Source organism: Acinetobacter tianfuensis (assembly GCF_003611465.1).
GTDB classification, from domain to species: Bacteria; Pseudomonadota; Gammaproteobacteria; order Pseudomonadales; family Moraxellaceae; genus Acinetobacter; species Acinetobacter tianfuensis.
The window spans coordinates 1-15,861 of sequence record NZ_RAXV01000050.1 but is presented as its reverse complement, the minus strand read 5'-3'; the positions used below and the strand labels follow the sequence as shown (position 1 = coordinate 15,861).

The 15,861-nt window shown below is 42.8% G+C and carries 17 protein-coding genes; 9 read left to right on the top strand and 8 right to left on the bottom strand.

What is annotated here, in order from left to right; translation table 11 throughout:
* Positions 1-89: 89 nt before the first annotated feature.
* Positions 90-701 (bottom strand): TetR/AcrR family transcriptional regulator, encoded by a 612-nt coding sequence (locus D7V32_RS15935; RefSeq protein WP_120403814.1) that lies wholly within the window; start codon positions 699-701, stop codon positions 90-92.
* Positions 702-798: 97 nt separating this feature from the next.
* Between D7V32_RS15935 and D7V32_RS15930 the strand changes: the two genes are divergently transcribed.
* Positions 799-2,007 carry an oxygenase MpaB family protein gene (locus D7V32_RS15930; protein WP_120403813.1) on the top strand — a complete coding sequence of 403 codons (1,209 nt, stop codon included), beginning with the start codon at positions 799-801 and terminating at the stop codon, positions 2,005-2,007.
* Positions 2,008-2,056: 49 nt separating this feature from the next.
* On the opposite strand, the gene D7V32_RS15925 is transcribed toward D7V32_RS15930, so the two are convergent.
* The 4 genes from D7V32_RS15925 to def all read right to left on the bottom strand — a co-directional run bounded on the left by D7V32_RS15925 (position 2,057) and on the right by def (position 6,607).
* Entirely contained in the window at positions 2,057-3,238 is a 1,182-nt protein-coding gene (locus D7V32_RS15925; protein WP_120403812.1) for a hypothetical protein, read from the bottom strand.
* 156 nt (positions 3,239-3,394) lie between these two features.
* Positions 3,395-5,464, bottom strand: coding sequence for a TonB-dependent copper receptor (locus D7V32_RS15920; RefSeq protein ID WP_120403811.1), 2,070 nt, complete (start codon positions 5,462-5,464; stop codon positions 3,395-3,397).
* A 75-nt stretch (positions 5,465-5,539) separates the two neighbouring features.
* Positions 5,540-5,986, bottom strand: a complete 447-nt coding sequence (locus D7V32_RS15915; protein WP_228200236.1) for a DUF2946 family protein — start codon at positions 5,984-5,986, stop codon at positions 5,540-5,542.
* 87 nt (positions 5,987-6,073) lie between these two features.
* Entirely contained in the window at positions 6,074-6,607 is a 534-nt protein-coding gene (gene def / locus D7V32_RS15910; protein WP_120403809.1) for a peptide deformylase, read from the bottom strand.
* 119 nt (positions 6,608-6,726) lie between these two features.
* Between def and D7V32_RS15905 the strand changes: the two genes are divergently transcribed.
* Genes D7V32_RS15905 through D7V32_RS15895 form a run of 3 tightly spaced genes read left to right on the top strand, consistent with a single transcriptional unit; the run spans position 6,727 to position 9,644 of the window.
* Positions 6,727-7,881: a LysM peptidoglycan-binding domain-containing protein gene (locus D7V32_RS15905; RefSeq protein ID WP_120403808.1), complete on the top strand. Its 1,155-nt coding sequence runs from the start codon at positions 6,727-6,729 to the stop codon at positions 7,879-7,881.
* Positions 7,882-7,899: 18 nt separating this feature from the next.
* Positions 7,900-9,030: a DNA-processing protein DprA gene (gene dprA / locus D7V32_RS15900; protein WP_120403807.1), complete on the top strand. Its 1,131-nt coding sequence runs from the start codon at positions 7,900-7,902 to the stop codon at positions 9,028-9,030.
* 44 nt (positions 9,031-9,074) lie between these two features.
* Positions 9,075-9,644, top strand: coding sequence for an L-threonylcarbamoyladenylate synthase (locus tag D7V32_RS15895; RefSeq protein ID WP_120403806.1), 570 nt, complete (start codon positions 9,075-9,077; stop codon positions 9,642-9,644).
* Between the two features lie 373 nt (positions 9,645-10,017).
* Here the strand turns inward: D7V32_RS15895 and D7V32_RS15890 are convergent, their stop codons facing one another.
* Positions 10,018-10,932: a DMT family transporter gene (locus D7V32_RS15890; protein ID WP_120403805.1), complete on the bottom strand. Its 915-nt coding sequence runs from the start codon at positions 10,930-10,932 to the stop codon at positions 10,018-10,020.
* A gap of 113 nt (positions 10,933-11,045) precedes the next feature.
* Here D7V32_RS15890 and D7V32_RS15885 point away from each other — a divergent pair, with 113 nt between their 5' ends.
* From D7V32_RS15885 to D7V32_RS15870, 4 genes are all read left to right on the top strand, one after another.
* Positions 11,046-11,798, top strand: coding sequence for an AraC family transcriptional regulator (locus D7V32_RS15885; protein WP_120403804.1), 753 nt, complete (start codon positions 11,046-11,048; stop codon positions 11,796-11,798).
* A gap of 164 nt (positions 11,799-11,962) precedes the next feature.
* Positions 11,963-12,505, top strand: coding sequence for a glutathione peroxidase (locus D7V32_RS15880; RefSeq protein ID WP_120403803.1), 543 nt, complete (start codon positions 11,963-11,965; stop codon positions 12,503-12,505).
* A gap of 239 nt (positions 12,506-12,744) precedes the next feature.
* Positions 12,745-13,353 carry a hypothetical protein gene (locus D7V32_RS15875; protein ID WP_120403802.1) on the top strand — a complete coding sequence of 203 codons (609 nt, stop codon included), beginning with the start codon at positions 12,745-12,747 and terminating at the stop codon, positions 13,351-13,353.
* A gap of 108 nt (positions 13,354-13,461) precedes the next feature.
* Positions 13,462-14,400 carry a pirin family protein gene (locus D7V32_RS15870; RefSeq protein WP_120403801.1) on the top strand — a complete coding sequence of 313 codons (939 nt, stop codon included), beginning with the start codon at positions 13,462-13,464 and terminating at the stop codon, positions 14,398-14,400.
* 5 nt (positions 14,401-14,405) lie between these two features.
* Here D7V32_RS15870 and D7V32_RS15865 read toward each other — a convergent pair whose 3' ends face one another.
* Positions 14,406-14,801: a hypothetical protein gene (locus D7V32_RS15865; RefSeq protein ID WP_147394233.1), complete on the bottom strand. Its 396-nt coding sequence runs from the start codon at positions 14,799-14,801 to the stop codon at positions 14,406-14,408.
* Between the two features lie 208 nt (positions 14,802-15,009).
* Between D7V32_RS15865 and D7V32_RS15860 the strand changes: the two genes are divergently transcribed.
* Positions 15,010-15,453, top strand: coding sequence for an AAA family ATPase (locus D7V32_RS15860; protein ID WP_120403799.1), 444 nt, complete (start codon positions 15,010-15,012; stop codon positions 15,451-15,453).
* A gap of 5 nt (positions 15,454-15,458) precedes the next feature.
* Here the strand turns inward: D7V32_RS15860 and D7V32_RS15855 are convergent, their stop codons facing one another.
* Positions 15,459-15,764, bottom strand: a complete 306-nt coding sequence (locus D7V32_RS15855; protein WP_120403798.1) for a hypothetical protein — start codon at positions 15,762-15,764, stop codon at positions 15,459-15,461.
* Positions 15,765-15,861: the final 97 nt, after the last annotated feature.

The following is a 15,861-nucleotide window of genomic DNA, read 5'->3' as shown; positions in this document are numbered from 1 at the left end:
GCATGTTTTTAAATTAATTTATTTGAGTGATTAATTTTCAAACCACAATATAATTAAGTTGTTGTTTTTACTTATTAATTAATTTTAAATTATTTTAGACCAATGACTTCAGCATTTAAGTATGCCAAAACCATAACGGTCAACTCCCTCTTAAGATATTGTTCTTCAATAAGAAAACTGTTGCTGCTCACATAGCGCATCATCGTAAACAATGTACTGTTAATAATCACAAAGGATCTATTCTTTAAAGTTTCAAAATCCCAATCTCGGTAATACCGGTTAAATAAGTACATACCCACTTCAAAAAAATGCTTTTCTAAAATCTGAGAGGCTTCCGAATTGCTATAGCTGTGCCAGCTCTTTAAGATTTCAATAAAAAAACCATGATCTGCTTTTAAAGTTTCGAAACCGAATTGAATCGTCAGTGGAATAATTTCCTGAATTTTCGCCTGCTCCTGCTCTGCGACAATCTGCTTAAGCATCAATCCTAACTGTTCAGCCTTACGCAGCAGCAGCTCTTCAACAATTTGTTCTTTATTTTCAAAATATTGATAAATTGACCCCACACTTACACCTGAACGCTCCGCAATTTTAGGTGTTGTTAAGTGACTGAGTCCTTCATGCGCAATACAATACAGCGCCGCCTCTAAGATATTCTCCACAATAAGTTTTGCACGTTGCTGCTGCGGTTTTTTTCTCATTGTTATTCCTCAATCTGCCTTTTTATATGATGCGAATTGAATGCGAATAAATATTCGTATTAATGTTTTGTTTAAGAATGAATCAGAGAAAATTACAATGCAAACGCTTTCTATGCCTAAACGCCTATCTTCTTTTGACGTTTTTAGCCAATCTAATTTCAAAACTAAAATTTTCAGTTTTCTGACCGAACAGAAACTGCAGCCCTCTTATGATGAATATCTTGCACTGAACAATGCCTTACAAAGCGGTGATCCTGCGATGGATACACTGCTGCACTGGATCATGCAAAATCCTAAACAGCATCGGCAGTATTTTGAAACAGCGCTATATCAAGGCACATCCAAACTGCCTTATGAAATTGCAGAAATCAGCACATTTTTTGAATCTGTTGAGCAAAAGCCCGCTTGGTATGATGCACAGAAAATAAATCAAGCTTTGCAATTTACTCATCGTTTAGGCATCAACAATGGCTTTGTGCTGCGGGACCTGTCACTCATGGCAGGCTATATGTTTCCCGGATTTAATCAGCCGCTGGTATTAACAGGCGCCTTAAAAAAACAAGCAGGCACTCGTCTGGCTGAAACCACAAAGTGGTGGGTGGATATTACCGAAAAAGATGGTTTTGAGCGTTTCAACAAAGGATTTACCTCAACCATTTATGTGCGCTTTATTCATTCGTTAGTGCGTTACCATTTACAAAAGTCTGAAAAGTGGGATACAGACATGTGGGGGCTGCCGATAAATCAATATGATCAGGCCATGACCAATATTGCCTTTAGCGCAGTGGTGCTCTTAGGTATTCGCGCTTTAGGCATTTTCCCCAGCCGCCAAGATGCCGGCAGTTTTCTGCATTTTTGGAAATATACCGGCTGGCTCATGGGCATTGATGAAAGATGGCTGATTGACAAAGAATCTGAAGCGCTGAAACTGATTTATTGGATGCAGTTTGCACACCCTCAATCTGATGAATCTAGCATATGCTTAGGTTCGAGCTTATCTAAAGAACCATTTGAACGGCAATATAAATATTTGCGTCCTTTACAGCAAAAACTGGCGTATCGGCAGCATCTAGAGATCACACAATTTTTTATTGGCCGCCAAAGAATGAAATCTCTAGGTTTACAGCCTCAATCTGCCTCTTGGTTTGCATACTACCTATTTGCTAAGAATTTATTTTTATACCAGGGCGCTAAAAAGTTTAAACGTCTGGATGATTTCTTGCTTAAAAATGGCCGTGAAATACAAAAAATGGGACTGGCGCTGTATAAAGAGCAAGGAACCTATTTGGCAAGCATGCATTCCTAGCCCTTTCTCAATGAACGAAGCCTAGATTTCCAAACTCTAGGCTTCTATCTTACTGCTCTAGACGATGTTTATGAATCGTCATGACCACATCACTAAACTCGGTCAAAATATAATTGACCCACAATTTACTGTACCAGTTGTATTCCGTTGAAACACGGTAATCAATGGTCAAAATAAGTTTCGTGGTTTTGGCATCTATTTTTTCCAGCTGATAGTCCGTCTTTAACAAATCGAAATACTTGCCTCCGACTTCAACATGGTCATCTAATGAGCCTTTAGGAAATGAGTTTTCATTAAATTGATAGTCCCAGCTCAGCAGATACGGCGCATGTGAGGCTTGAACACGCTCTTCAAATTTCACCCCGCGTTCCCATTGAATCGTTCTGACCATTCCTTCGGCCCGCTGTTCGGTCATGCCAAAGATCGGCTTAGGAAAGCCCATTCTGAAAATAAAGCGATCTGGCACTTCTTCAGCCTGAATAGAGCCAATATGGTTAATAGCCTTAAACACCTGTTCTTGCGGAGCATAAATAACCATTTCACGCTGTGTTTGGCCATAATTGTGTTGAGATAAATCGGGCAATGCAAAATAAAAAATTAAAGGCAATAAAGCCAAAGAGTAAATTTTAGTTGTAGGTTTCCAGAGGGTGAAGCAGATAAATCGCATCACAACCGCACCCAAAAGCAATGCTAAATAAATAATAGGCATAAGTATGACGAGGCAAATCGTACCTTCACGCAATACGATAATTGCAAAAACCAGAATCACTAACAATGCAATTCCAGAACGCTTAAATACGCCTTTTAATAAACTTTGCGGCTGATCTTTAATGACGCTGTATTCAAATAATGCTCCCAATACAATCGGAATCAGGCAAACAATCGTACTGCTCATTAAATTTTGGTCTTTGCTCGCATACAGCACAATTAAAGCAATCAGCAAACCAGCCACAATTAATGGCATTTTTTTCTTCAGGAAGCCGCGCTGTATTGAATATTCCCTTTCTAAAACCAAATGCTCAATGCTATTTTTTGCATCCGCTAAAACAACCGCATACTGATCATCTGTATATCTCAATTTATGTATTTGAAAATGCACGTAACCATGTGAATTTAGAGCTTCAACCAAATCAGTTCGGCACTTTGCGTCCCACGCTATCGTTTGAAAAACGCTATAACGATGACGCGCCAAATCTTCGAATATTTGCTTTTTCACATCTTCAGCAATCATGTTCAATTTATTGTTTATAATAAAATTTACTTATAATAAGCAATAAAATAAAGGAAGCCAAATGCTTCCTTTATTTTAAATCATTCACTTAAAACTGTTATACTGAAGGAACATTCATCCCCCCAGAAGCAAATGCTTTCTCACCTAAGCAGCAAATTAAAATTTCATACTTACACGCGCCCAATAATTACGTCCGATATTATTGAACTGTTCATCTGTCGCTAAACCTGTCCCCGCATCCCCCAGCTTATTCAAATGCTCGGTATAGGTTTTATCTAAGACATTATCAATACCTAATGACACATCTACAGCATCATTCACATGATAAGTGCCATTTAAAGAAAGCGTACCGAAACCCGCACTTTTCTTTAAATCATATCCCACAATATTACCTTGATTTGGGCTGATTCGATTCTGACCATCAACCACACGCCATAATGCACCCAAAGTATAATTATCCTGAATGTAACGTAAGTTTACCCGTGCTTCTAAAGGTGCAATCTGCGGCAATGGCATATTATCCGTGGTGTTTTCACCCCACGCATACATGGCGCTCACATCTGCTTGGATCGCATCGGTAAACTGATACCCAATCCCTGCTTCTGCACCAGCAATGGCGGCATCCACATTACGGCTATGCGCCTCCATGCCCTTCATCATTCCTGTTCCAAGCGTATAACTCGTTAAAATATAATCATTCACCAAACCAGCATAAGCCGACACCCACGAACTCAAAGCGCCATGTTGATGCTGATAGCCCATATCTAACTGAAGCGTTTTTTCCGTATCAATATGATTGAATGTATTGTTATGGCCATTACCCGATTTTGGGCTGAATAGTTCCCAATAGTCAGGCATGCGCTCGACATAACCTAAGCCAATATAAGTTTTGCCATCATCATGTTCAGGATGTGTATTTTCAAAACGGATAAAACCGCTTGTTAATGTTTTATCCAATCTACGGTTATAACCTTGATCAATTGAATCTTGCCGTTCATCTTTCACATCAACTTGATCAAATCGAACACCAGAAACCAAACGGTTTTGATCACTAAAATGATAGGTTAATTCACCAAAACCGCCAAAAGACTGGAATTCCATATCTTTAACACGTACTTGATCCTGATACGGCGACATCACACTGCCGCTGCGTTTCGAGTGCTCATTATTTTGCGTATCAAAACCCGTGATAAATTGCAGTTTATCCCACTCATGCGTTACGGCCATACGCGCATTCAAAGTCTTGCGCGCTACATTAGTTGCCATTGGCATTTTCATCATCGCTGTTGGCTTAAACTCACGCAGGCTAAAGTTATCCATGACATGATCATTAAAGCTGTAGTTCACTTGCGCTTCAATTTTTTGAATGACATCGGTGACATTTTTCTTTTCAAAACGCAGCCCCAAGCTTTCACGGGCAAACATCGAGCCATCCATGCCGCGTCCAGCATAAACCGCCTCACCATCTGCTTTGCCGCCTGTAATCTCCAGCCAAGTATCTTCATTCGGAGTCCAGCCTAAAGCTAAATCTGCATTCCAGCGCTCCCAATCAGATGGAACCGTGGCGCCATTTCCATCCTTATAACTGTCCGATACCGAACGGTTCGCATTCAGGCGAATGTATTTTTGAGCGTCACCAACTGCAGCCTCTACATTATGGTCTAAGCGCCCATAAGACCCCATGAGTATACTGGCCTGACCGCGATAGTTTTGATCTGTATCGAATTGTTCAGGCTTACGCTCAAATAGTACCGTTGCCGCGGAACCCGTATTGGCATATTGCACGGTTTGCGGGCCTTTAATCACTGAAATACGGTCATAGCTTTCAGAAGAAATATAAGAGGCGGGTGAATCCATACGGCTTGGACAAGCCCCGAGATTTTCCGTGCCATCGGTTAAAATTTTAATGCGTGAACCGAACATGCCGCGGAAGGTCACATCACCATTGGTCCCTGCACCACTTTTCACAGCACTAAAACCAACAATGCTTTTTAAATAGTCCGCGCCATCACTAGCTGGAATAGGCTGGATCGGCTGTTTAGGATCGGCATGGACAATTAAGCCATGAGCATCATTGCCGGCATGCGCTGTCACGACCATTGGCGCTAAAGTCTGTACTGGACGCAGATCTTGATTATTGTCTATCGTATTTGCCCATGCTGCTGAAGAACACACAACAGTGATCGCAGCCGCTAATGGCTGTACATAAAATTTTGGCTGAGCCATTTGTAAATCTCACTAAAAACATAAATACAACAGGGCTGGAGTCATCCAAGACCCTTCAAAGTTAAAAACGTTGATTTATGCAAAAAGCGGCGGGGCTCGTCCCTGCGGCAGCAAAAATAGGCGCTGCAGCTGAAACCAGACATGTGCAAATGTGCGGACAAATGCGATCAGACGCACCTGTATACGCACCAGCACTTCTGAGATTTTCAATTCAGGCGGCAGCACTAAATTGCCAAAGACTTTACAGTACTGACACTGATGACCTGCATCATGATCATGGCTATGCTGACCGCTGATCTGTACTTGCTCATGCTGAGCCGTATGCTGCAAATGACCGTGAATTCGATCTGAAGATGACGATAAGGAATGAGCTGAATGCTCTGTATGAGTTAAAAGTGCACGCGTGATGGTTTCACAGACCGGAGCAATTTGATATTGCTTAGGCAGCAAAGGCTGTAAAAATACAGCAATCTGTAAAAATACTGCTGTAAAAGAAAACAGCAGACCACTGCGAAAAAGCAAAGGCATACCCTTAAATAATCAGGCCCTAGTATAACAAAACCCAATCAACATTGGGTTCAGTCCTAAGGATGATTTTACAGCGCTATTTTAACCGCGTTTTACGGCAGCTTTTTCGCGGCTGCGCTGACGCTCAGCTTTTTCTATTTTTTCACGTGCGCGCTGGCGCTTCAGCGGAGATAAATAGTCGACAAACAGCTTGCCATTTAAGTGATCCATTTCATGCTGGATGCAAACAGCGAGAAGTTCATCAGCTTCCATCTCAAATGCTTGACCTTCAAGGTTAATCGCATCAATTTTTACACGTGACGGACGCTCAACTTTATCGTATATTTGAGGCACTGATAGACAGCCTTCTTCATAAGGCTGCGTTTCTTCAGTTAATGGTGTGATTTTGGGGTTAATGAACACCATAGGCTGATCTTTATTTTCAGACAGATCCATAACGATCAGCTGAATATGACGGTCAACCTGTGTCGCAGCTAAACCAATGCCCGGCGCTTCATACATGGTTTCAAACATATCTGCAGCGAGCTGACGGATTTCATCAGTCACCTCTTCGACAGGTTTTGCAATGGTACGAAGACGGGGATCCGGGAAACTTAAAATAGGTAACAAGGCCATACTGCGTCCTCAATTATGCCACTGATCAAAAAACCGAATGAAGGAATGCTTCATCAAAAAAATGTGTGTAAGATCGTTATTATAACGCAACTGCTCACATAATTTTAGGAATTATGATAATGAAAAAGGTTTTGAAGGGCATGCCATTTTTTAGTGCCTTGGGGTTTAAAAAACAGATTCTTGCGCTTGCAGTCTGTACAAGTCTTGGTCTGGGAGTCATGACTGCCGCTGAAGCTGCGCCTGCCCGCAACGTCAATCCGCCATCTTTGAAAGCTGGAGCGCCGCAAGTTTATGTGGTCAAAAAAGGCGATACGCTGTGGGATATTTCCAAAAGATTCTTAAAAAATCCGGTACGCTGGCCTGAAATTTGGGCAAGCAATAAACATGTGAAAAACCCGCACTGGATTTTCCCCGGCGACCGCCTGCTCATGTGTACTTATAACGGCAAACCGCTCATCGGCAAAGATGAGGGTGACGGCTGTGAAGGCATTATCCGCCGCTATGCTGGCGATACAAAATTGCAGCCGCAAGTGCGTGTTGAGTCCTTAAACAATTCAATTCCAGTCATCCCGCTGCAATACATCAAGCAATGGCTAGAGCGCAGCACCGTTATTGCATCAGATGCTTTAGAGCATACTCCATACATTCTTGGCGCTGCAGACCATCGCGTATTGGCCGCAGCAGGACAAACTGTATATGCGCGCGGCAACGGCATGCAGGTTGGCCAGCGTTATGCGGTTTACCGTGAAGGCGAACCGTATAATTTGACTGATGCAAACGGCAAAAAATATGTTGCCGGCCTTGAAATGACTCAAGTCGCTTCAGGCATTGCAGTACGCGGTGAAAATGATATCACCACGCTGGAACTGACTGATACATATAATCAGGAAGTACGCCGCGGTGACCGTGTGCTTCCTGAATACGACCCGATGCTGCCAACACTCTTCTACCCGACACATGCAGAAAACATCACGCCAAATGGTTCGATTGTCCGTGTGCTTGGATCTATCGGCACAGCAGCCATTCACAGCGTTGTGACAATTGACCGCGGCGCAGTTCACGGCGTACAGGCAGGTCATGTCTTTAATGTCGATGAAAAAGGCCAGATGGTTACTGACCCTAAAACACGTGAAAAAATTCAGCTGCCTGATCAGCGCACTGGCCAAATCATGGTATTTAAAACCTTTGACCAGCTGAGCTATGCTTATGTTTTAGAAAGCGAACTGCCAATTAAAATTGGCTCAAGCATCCAATCATCTGTGATGGATGACTAACCCAATATAGGATCATGTATGCTGAATCCGCTCTCACAAGCGCAAATTGAAAAAATTACCTTGTGGTATCTGGTTCAGCATTCATTATCCGGTTTCTATAAAATTCAAGAGAATTATCCCCTACTCTCTCAAGCCCTAATGCCTGATCAGCTGAGCAAATGGCAGCAGCTCGGCTTGCACAAAAGCCACTTACAGCGCTTCAAAGAATTCCATAGCCCCGAAGGGCAGCAAAAATTTCAGCAATGTTTAAATGATATTCTAAAGACTGCTGATTTTATTCTCTGTGCAGATGATCCTGCTTATCCGCCGCAATTACAGCACTATAGCGACAAACCGCCGCTCCTGTTTGGTCAAGGCCATCCTCATGCCTTGCTGCAGCCGCAAGTTGCAATTGTCGGCAGCAGAAAACCCAGCCCGCACGGCAGGCAATTGGCTTATGATTTTGCTTTTTATTTAAGTGAGCAAGGCTTTTTCATTAATAGCGGGCTTGCTCAAGGCATAGATGAAGCAGCGCATCGCGGCGGCATACAGCATCAGCGTACAATTGCAGTTATGGGCACAGGTTTGGACAGCACGTATCCAAGTCAGCATCAAAACCTGCGGCAAGATATTGCACAGCATGGCGGAGCCGTCATTACCGAATTTCTGCCTAAAACACCGCCGCTGCAGCACCATTTCCCGCGGCGCAACCGTATAGTCAGCGCATTAAGTTTAGGCATCATTGTGGCTGAAGCTAAACAGCAAAGCGGCTCTCTGATTACCGCCAAACTGGCTGCAGACCAAGGAAAAACCGTATTTGCCATTCCTGGGCATATTTACAGTGAATATCATCAAGGATGTCATCAGCTGATTCGTGAAGGCGCAATTCTGATCGATCACCCTCAGCAAGTCATTGAAGATCTAGCCTTGCCTGCACAATGGCAAAGCGCACAATTGCCTGCACAAAAAGGAACAGGCAATATTGAAATACCAGCGCACTTGCTTGCGCTATATCAGCAGTTAGATTGGACAGGTCAAGATCTCGATCAGCTCGCTGCAGCGCTTCAGACTGATGCAGCGCCGCTGACCGCAATGCTGATGGAACTGGAACTGATGGGGCTCATTCTGCAGCAAGGCGGCATGTACCTGCGTTGCCGTACTGGCAAATAGGGTTCACAATAGACCTCCAACAGTTTTACACAGGTATCCTTCAAATGATTACAACCTCTGTGGCCGAAGCGGCAGCGTGTCTGCAAAATGGACAAGTTTTAGCATACCCGACAGAGGCGGTTTGGGGCTTAGGCTGCGATCCCTTTAATGAGCAGGCTTTTTATGACATTCTGCGCTTAAAACAAAGACCTATTGAGAAAGGCGTTATCTTGCTGGCTGCCAGCATTTCACAAGTTGAACATTTGCTTCAAACTTTGCCTGACACAATGCGTCAGCAAGTCATCAGCTCTTGGACTAACCGCACACCCACTGAACGTGCAACAACATGGCTCTTGCCGGCAGGTGAGCACATTCCAAGCTGGATTAAAGGCGATCACTCTAAAGTTGCGGTACGCGTGACGACTCACCCGCTGTGTGTCGCGCTATGCAATGCCTTCAATGGCTTTATTGTATCGACCAGCGCAAACCCTGCAGGTTTAGAACCGGCCCGCTCTTTGCAAGAAGCCGCTGCATATTTCCATGCAGATTTAAATTATTTAAATGGTGACCTCGGGCTCAGCCGCGAACCCAGTAAAATTGTTGATGCAGAGTCAGGTGAAGTCATTCGCGCTTAAAGCATAAAATATTGCACGGAAGCATATTTTAGACAAAAAAAAGCTCAGCCATATAGGGATGGCCGAGCATAAAAAGGATGTGTAAATCACATCCAGAGGGTTCAGAAATCTCTGAGAAAATAATCAATCCTAAAACCTGATCACTTTCGATAAAGGTATTATGTCCTAAAACTCAAAAACTGACAAATAGATTTTTCATATCACATAACGGATTCCAAATATCTCTTATTTATAAAAAAAACAAATGATTAGTAAACTTATGTCACTATTTTTAATTATATTTTAAGAGTTTTATTCACAATTTTAATCATTTTTGGCACTCAAATTTAAAGCATTAAACGGACAAGACAATCAAAAAAAGTAAATCGTTTGTTTACTTTTCAGCCAAATTAACAATATTTTTTCTTAATTGATTGCTTCGCTGAGCAAGCAATACACCTAAAATTGTTAAACCCGTACCGAGAGTATGGTAAATCCCCCATGTTTCAGCCAGCCAAAAATAAGCGATCAGCGCGGTAAAAACAGGCATGAGATTCATAAAAATACTGGTGCGGCTAGGCCCTAAATGCTGCACGGCCATCATCCATAGCAACGGCGCAAAAATTGAGGCAAAAATACCGGCATATATCACACTGGACGCATTCTGCATATTGATGCCGTCCAGCCCCAGCCACAATACAAAAGGCAAGTGATACAGCAATGCAAAAATAATTTGTACATACAAACTGACAAAAAGCGGGAGCTGCAGCTGCCATTTTTTCAGCAAAATGCCATAAAATGCATATAAAAATACAGCAGCAAGCATAATCAAATCACCTGCGTGGCTGCCTAAATCCAACAAATTTGCCTGCTGTCCCTGTGCAATGACCAGCAGCAAACCGCATAAAGAAATGAAACAGCCAACTGCGGCATAACGGTTCGGCCATTCTTTCAACAGCAGCACTGAAACAGCAATGGTAAATACTGGCGTCAATGCATTAATGAGCCCCATATGGATAGCTGTAGTGTAATGCGCAGCGCTATAAGCCAAACCCTGATACAACACCATACCGAAAGCGGACAGCAAGGCCAACTGTTTCCAGCACTGCAGCACCAGTGCCCGATGGCGCCAAAAAGGCATGACTAGAAATGGTGTCAGCAGCACAAATGCCACCAGCCAGCGGTAAAAACTGATGCTGACGGGTGAAATAAAATCTGCTGCATATCTGGTTACAGCAATATTCAATGACCAGATGAATACGGCTGCTACGGGAAATAACAGCGCAAACTGTGCTGAACGGTTTTGCATGCGGCTTCACTGCAAAAAATAATATCTGTATTCTGAACAATGTCTGTTTTAATTTAAATATATCATTTCAGACATTTGTATCGCGCTTGCGACATCACCTGCACTGGAACGCCATGACAGCCAAACCTATAGAACAGCAAATCGAAATCTTTTCTAAATATTATAATCCTTCGGAGGCGGTCTATCCGCACAGCTGCCTATGGGGGGATTTCAACTTCTGCCTAAATGGCATATTTGAATATAACATTGAAGGCCAGCATCATTTATCACCGCCTAGTTACGGCTTATGGATTCCGCCGCAAACCGAACACTGTTCTGCGGCCATTGATGACCAGCCGATCCACTATGCCGTAATCCGTATTGCGCCTGAAGCCTGCGTTGAATTTTCAGACCGCACTGAAGTTTTAAGCATCCGTCCATTTTTTCGCGCCTTAGTTGAGGAGGCGCTGGAACTGAAGCTCAAACAGACTTCAGTTCAGCATTATCGCCATATTTTACAAGTCATTTATGATCAGCTGCTGACTGCGCCTAAACATCAGCACTATCTGCCGCAAAGCCACCATAGCCAGCTGCAGCCCGTTTTAAAAAGATTGTCTTATACCGCGGACTTTCACCTCAGTCTGCAGCAGTGCCTAAAAAATACGCACCTCAGTGAACGGCAGCTTTTACGTTTAAGCCAAATGGAACTGCAGATGAGCCTATCTGAATGGCGCAACCGCGCCAAAATTATTTATGCTCTGCAGCAGCTAAAAACAGGAACATCAATCAAAGCGCTCAGCTATCAATTGGGCTATCAGCACAGTTCAAGTTTTATTGAATTTTTCAAACGCTATACAGGCAAGACCCCTAGCCAGCTCAGAGAATAAATAAACCTGCAGCAGCTATAAGCACTCACAATATTGCATCCCAAATCAGCGCAAATATCAGAAAATACAAAATTCAGCATAAGCTGTCTGCCGCCGCCCTTGCTCTGGCTTTGATTTACCGCTACAAATGTGAAGTCAATTAAAATCATCAATAGGATAGCAGCATGGCTTCAGTTTATGGCATTTCAGTCAAACGTATTGACGGACAAGAAACAACACTTAATCAATATGCTGGCAAAGTTTTACTGCTGGTGAATGTCGCATCTAAATGCGGCCTGACACCGCAATATGAAGGCTTAGAACAGCTGTATAACGATAAAAAAGATCATGGCTTAGAAATTCTAGGTTTTCCGGCAAATAACTTTCTAGAGCAAGAACCTGGTACAGATGAAGAAATCCAGCAATTTTGCTCAATCAATTATCAGGTTGATTTCCCGTTATTTTCAAAAATTTCAGTTGCTGGCGCAGACAAACATCCGCTTTATCAAGTACTGACGCAAGCCATTCCTGAACGTATCGGTGAAGGCCCGTGGTGGGAAGACCTTGTTGAATACGGTCTCACACCGAATCCTAAACCTGAGGTGCTGTGGAACTTTGAAAAATTCCTTGTAAACAAGCAAGGCGAAGTGGTTGCCCGTTTTGCGCCAGACATCAAAGCGGATGATGCCCGCATTGTGGATGCCATTAACGCTGAATTGGCAAAATAAAATAAGCGCAGTGCAGATCAGCAAGTCTGCATTGCGCTTCCACCCCCCCCGCTCAAAATAAAAACCTTTACTCACCTGCTGCGCAAACCATCCAGCGCTTGATTGCCTAATTTAGAAATTACCGCTTTTTTTTGTTACTGCATTGTGTCTATTCATTTTTAATTCATGTTTTTAACCCATATTAAACATGAAAGACTTTCTTTTATTTTTTTAGCAATATTTTTGGATAGTTCAATCCTATGAAAAAACTCTTACAAGGCGCTTTGCTCCCATTTGCCATTTTCGCTTCAGGCATGCTTTTGCTCGGCTGCGATCAAGCCCAGCAATCAGCCTCTCAAGAGCAAGAAGTCACTCAAAGCACTGAACAAGAAAATTCAAATACACAAGCTGCAGCAGAAAATCAGCAGGCCAGCGCACCCTTAAAACAAGGCAGCATGTTCTATATCATCCGTGATGTCGCGGAACTGCAGCTTCGTACCAGTGATTACACTGAAAAGCTGAAACAAACCCAGTCTGAGCTGCAGCAAGCTGTCAATGTTCAAAACCATGAACAGCTGCAGCAGGCAGCAGCTCAATTAGAACAGCAGCTGAAAGATTTTGATCAGGCACTCAATAGCCTCCAGCTCAAAACTCAGGAAATTTCCGACATCCGCCAAAAAATTATGGATGCCAATCAACAGGTGCTGAACTCTCCGTTCTTAAACGGCCAAGTAGATATCAGCAAAATTGACTTCCAAAAAATTGAACAGCAGATGGGCAATATTCAAGGTGAAATGCTGAAACTGGCGGCCATGCTGGTCACTCAAAATAATGAACAAACTAAGAATACAGCTGAAAATGCTGAGTAATTTTCCAGCATAGGCTGTACGTATTTATACAGTTCATTTACAGACCAAATCAGTATTCTCTCATACATTAAAACTTAGCCGCCGCATAATAAAAGAGAGAATGCTGACATGATCAATGCTGTAATTTATACAATTAGCCCGATTACTTTCAGACTAGATCTAAAAGACCCTTTTATTTTTACAGCACACCATATAGATCATTTCCCTAAAGCCAATGCAGACATGAGCCCCCTGACACCTGCTATAAATTTTGAAACCATCACCTTAGTTGAACAAGGCTATGTCGATCACTTCGACTCTTTAGGAAATGGCGGACGCTATGCTGCTGGCGATGTGCAATGGCTCAGTACAGGCAGCGGCATAGAACACTGCGAAATGTTTCCGCTGCTGCATGAAGATAAAGAAAATCCTTTTGAGCTGTTTCAAATTTGGTTCAACTCTTCCGCTGAACAGAAAAAACAGCCTGCTGACTATAAAATGTTTTGGCGCGAAGAAATTCCGCATGTTTTCATCAATGACAGTGCTGGACGTACAGCAGATATCCGTGTGATTTCAGGAAGTTTCCACAATACCGAAGCGCTTTCACGTCCGCCGCACTCATGGGCTGCGGCCAAAGAAAATCGGGTCAACATTTATCTCATCACGCTGCCTCCTGAAACCGAACTGACCATTCCTGCAGCCAGTACAACAGCTGCACGTTTTGCTTATTTTTACCAAGGCAAAAGCTTAAATATAAATGGCGCTGAACTGAATCAAAAGGATTTAGCTGAACTCAAATCTGATGCCGATATTTCCCTTAAAGCCGGCTTGCTCGAAGCGCGTATTCTTTGGCTTGAAGGCGAACCGATTGGTGAACCTGCCGCAATGCGCGGCCCCTTTGTACTCAACAGTAATGAAGAGCTGGATGCAGCGTTCAAACGCTACCGCGAAACACAATTTGGTGAATGGCCTTGGCCTAGCCCTGCGCCAGTCTTTGCCCGCAACCAGCCGCGTTTTGCCAGCTATGATGGCGGGCAGCGCAAAGAGTTTCCTGAACAGCTTGCATAAGCACGCTAAAGTTTTTCCTGCTTTGCAGCAGACCGAATATTGCACGCAGGATCTTGCCCTAATGCACGGCGGATATCCTGCTGAAAACGCTGCTGCGCAAAACGGTACTGTTTCGGTACAAACAGCGTGATACGGGTTCTGCCATCTGCAAGCCCCTCAACTGTCGTTTTATGCAAATATGCCCCGCCGCGGGTACGTGCAAACAGCGTGCCTAAAGCAATAAACTCTTCCAGCTTATGATCTGTAAAAACAAAGGCTTCTTCAGAGGTAAATGCAATACAGCGCTGGTAAGCTTGCCTTAGATTTAAATAAGCTTGCTGATAATGAATATCTGCTTCTGCGCTCAGTCCATTCTTATAAGCATTTGCCGCCAAAGCATACATATACTTTTTATTTCTCATTATTTTTTTATTCTAAATTTCAAACAGCACGTAGTTTAAACCTCATATGAGTATTGAAGCAATCTGCAGCCAATACATCTTGCTTTCACTATTTTTCTAAGCTCATATTGCGCCAAGTAATTCTTTCCCCCCTATGCATTGGACAGATTGTGCAGCTAAATGCCGTATGCTTTAATATTAAATATAACCATTATTCAAGAAGCTGAACATGCAGCTGATTATTTTCACAGGTGTGCAAGCCGCAGGAAAATCAAGTTTTTATCTTTTAAATTTAGCGCACAGTCATTTGCGGATTAATTTGGATATGCTGAAAACTCGGCACCGCGAAAATATGATTTTTGAAGCGTGTTTAGCATCTAAAACTAAAACGGTAATCGACAATACCAACCCCACCAAAGCAGACCGAGCACGTTATATTCAACGTGCAAAAGACGCGGGTTTTGAAGTCATTTCTTATTATTTTGAAACCGATTTAAACAGCACTTTGGAGCGAAATAGCTGCCGTGAAGGTAAAGCAAATATTCCTGAAATTGGGATAAGAGCAACCTATAGGAAGTTAGAAATTCCCTGCTATGAAGAAGGTTTTACTGAAATTTTTAAAATTAAAATTATTGCAAATGGTGAATATTCAATCCTAGCAATGAGTCCATAAACTGATTATTCAGATTTTTGCTGCTGCTGCCATGCTTTAAACGCATCTTGCATAGCTTGCCGTTCATACGGTTTGACTAAACGGTTTTCCAAAGCACTAAAATCACCTCTATAGGTTGCAGCCACCATCTCTTTGGCCAACTCTTGAATGCTGACACGGCCACGATGCTCATATTGCTGCACTTCTTCGTGGGTCAATTCCACATCCCAGCACGACACCACCGAACTCATATCGACCGCAATACTTAAATAGTATTGCTCAAAGTCTTGGTAAAGTTCCCAAAAGTGAGGTTCATAAGCGATGAGGTTCATAAGCTAGTGTGAGATAGTTGAATTTAATTAGAATAAATCAAAACATGAATAAAATACATGCAACTTTAGATTGATCAGTTTTTTCAAATACTTTAGG

Excerpts from the sequence above, each read along its gene's own strand:
- D7V32_RS15935 (WP_120403814.1), bottom strand. The coding sequence starts at position 701 with ATGAGAAAAAAACCGCAGCAGCAACGTGCAAAACTTATTGTGGAGAAT.
- D7V32_RS15930 (WP_120403813.1), top strand. The coding sequence starts at position 799 with ATGCAAACGCTTTCTATGCCTAAACGCCTATCTTCTTTTGACGTTTTT.
- D7V32_RS15925 (WP_120403812.1), bottom strand. The coding sequence starts at position 3,238 with ATGATTGCTGAAGATGTGAAAAAGCAAATATTCGAAGATTTGGCGCGT.
- D7V32_RS15920 (WP_120403811.1), bottom strand. The coding sequence starts at position 5,464 with ATGGCTCAGCCAAAATTTTATGTACAGCCATTAGCGGCTGCGATCACT.
- def (WP_120403809.1), bottom strand. The coding sequence starts at position 6,607 with ATGGCCTTGTTACCTATTTTAAGTTTCCCGGATCCCCGTCTTCGTACC.
- D7V32_RS15905 (WP_120403808.1), top strand. The coding sequence starts at position 6,727 with ATGAAAAAGGTTTTGAAGGGCATGCCATTTTTTAGTGCCTTGGGGTTT.
- dprA (WP_120403807.1), top strand. The coding sequence starts at position 7,900 with ATGCTGAATCCGCTCTCACAAGCGCAAATTGAAAAAATTACCTTGTGG.
- D7V32_RS15895 (WP_120403806.1), top strand. The coding sequence starts at position 9,075 with ATGATTACAACCTCTGTGGCCGAAGCGGCAGCGTGTCTGCAAAATGGA.
- D7V32_RS15890 (WP_120403805.1), bottom strand. The coding sequence starts at position 10,932 with ATGCAAAACCGTTCAGCACAGTTTGCGCTGTTATTTCCCGTAGCAGCC.
- D7V32_RS15885 (WP_120403804.1), top strand. The coding sequence starts at position 11,046 with ATGACAGCCAAACCTATAGAACAGCAAATCGAAATCTTTTCTAAATAT.
- D7V32_RS15880 (WP_120403803.1), top strand. The coding sequence starts at position 11,963 with ATGGCTTCAGTTTATGGCATTTCAGTCAAACGTATTGACGGACAAGAA.
- D7V32_RS15875 (WP_120403802.1), top strand. The coding sequence starts at position 12,745 with ATGAAAAAACTCTTACAAGGCGCTTTGCTCCCATTTGCCATTTTCGCT.
- D7V32_RS15870 (WP_120403801.1), top strand. The coding sequence starts at position 13,462 with ATGATCAATGCTGTAATTTATACAATTAGCCCGATTACTTTCAGACTA.
- D7V32_RS15865 (WP_147394233.1), bottom strand. The coding sequence starts at position 14,801 with ATGAGAAATAAAAAGTATATGTATGCTTTGGCGGCAAATGCTTATAAG.
- D7V32_RS15860 (WP_120403799.1), top strand. The coding sequence starts at position 15,010 with ATGCAGCTGATTATTTTCACAGGTGTGCAAGCCGCAGGAAAATCAAGT.
- D7V32_RS15855 (WP_120403798.1), bottom strand. The coding sequence starts at position 15,764 with ATGAACCTCATCGCTTATGAACCTCACTTTTGGGAACTTTACCAAGAC.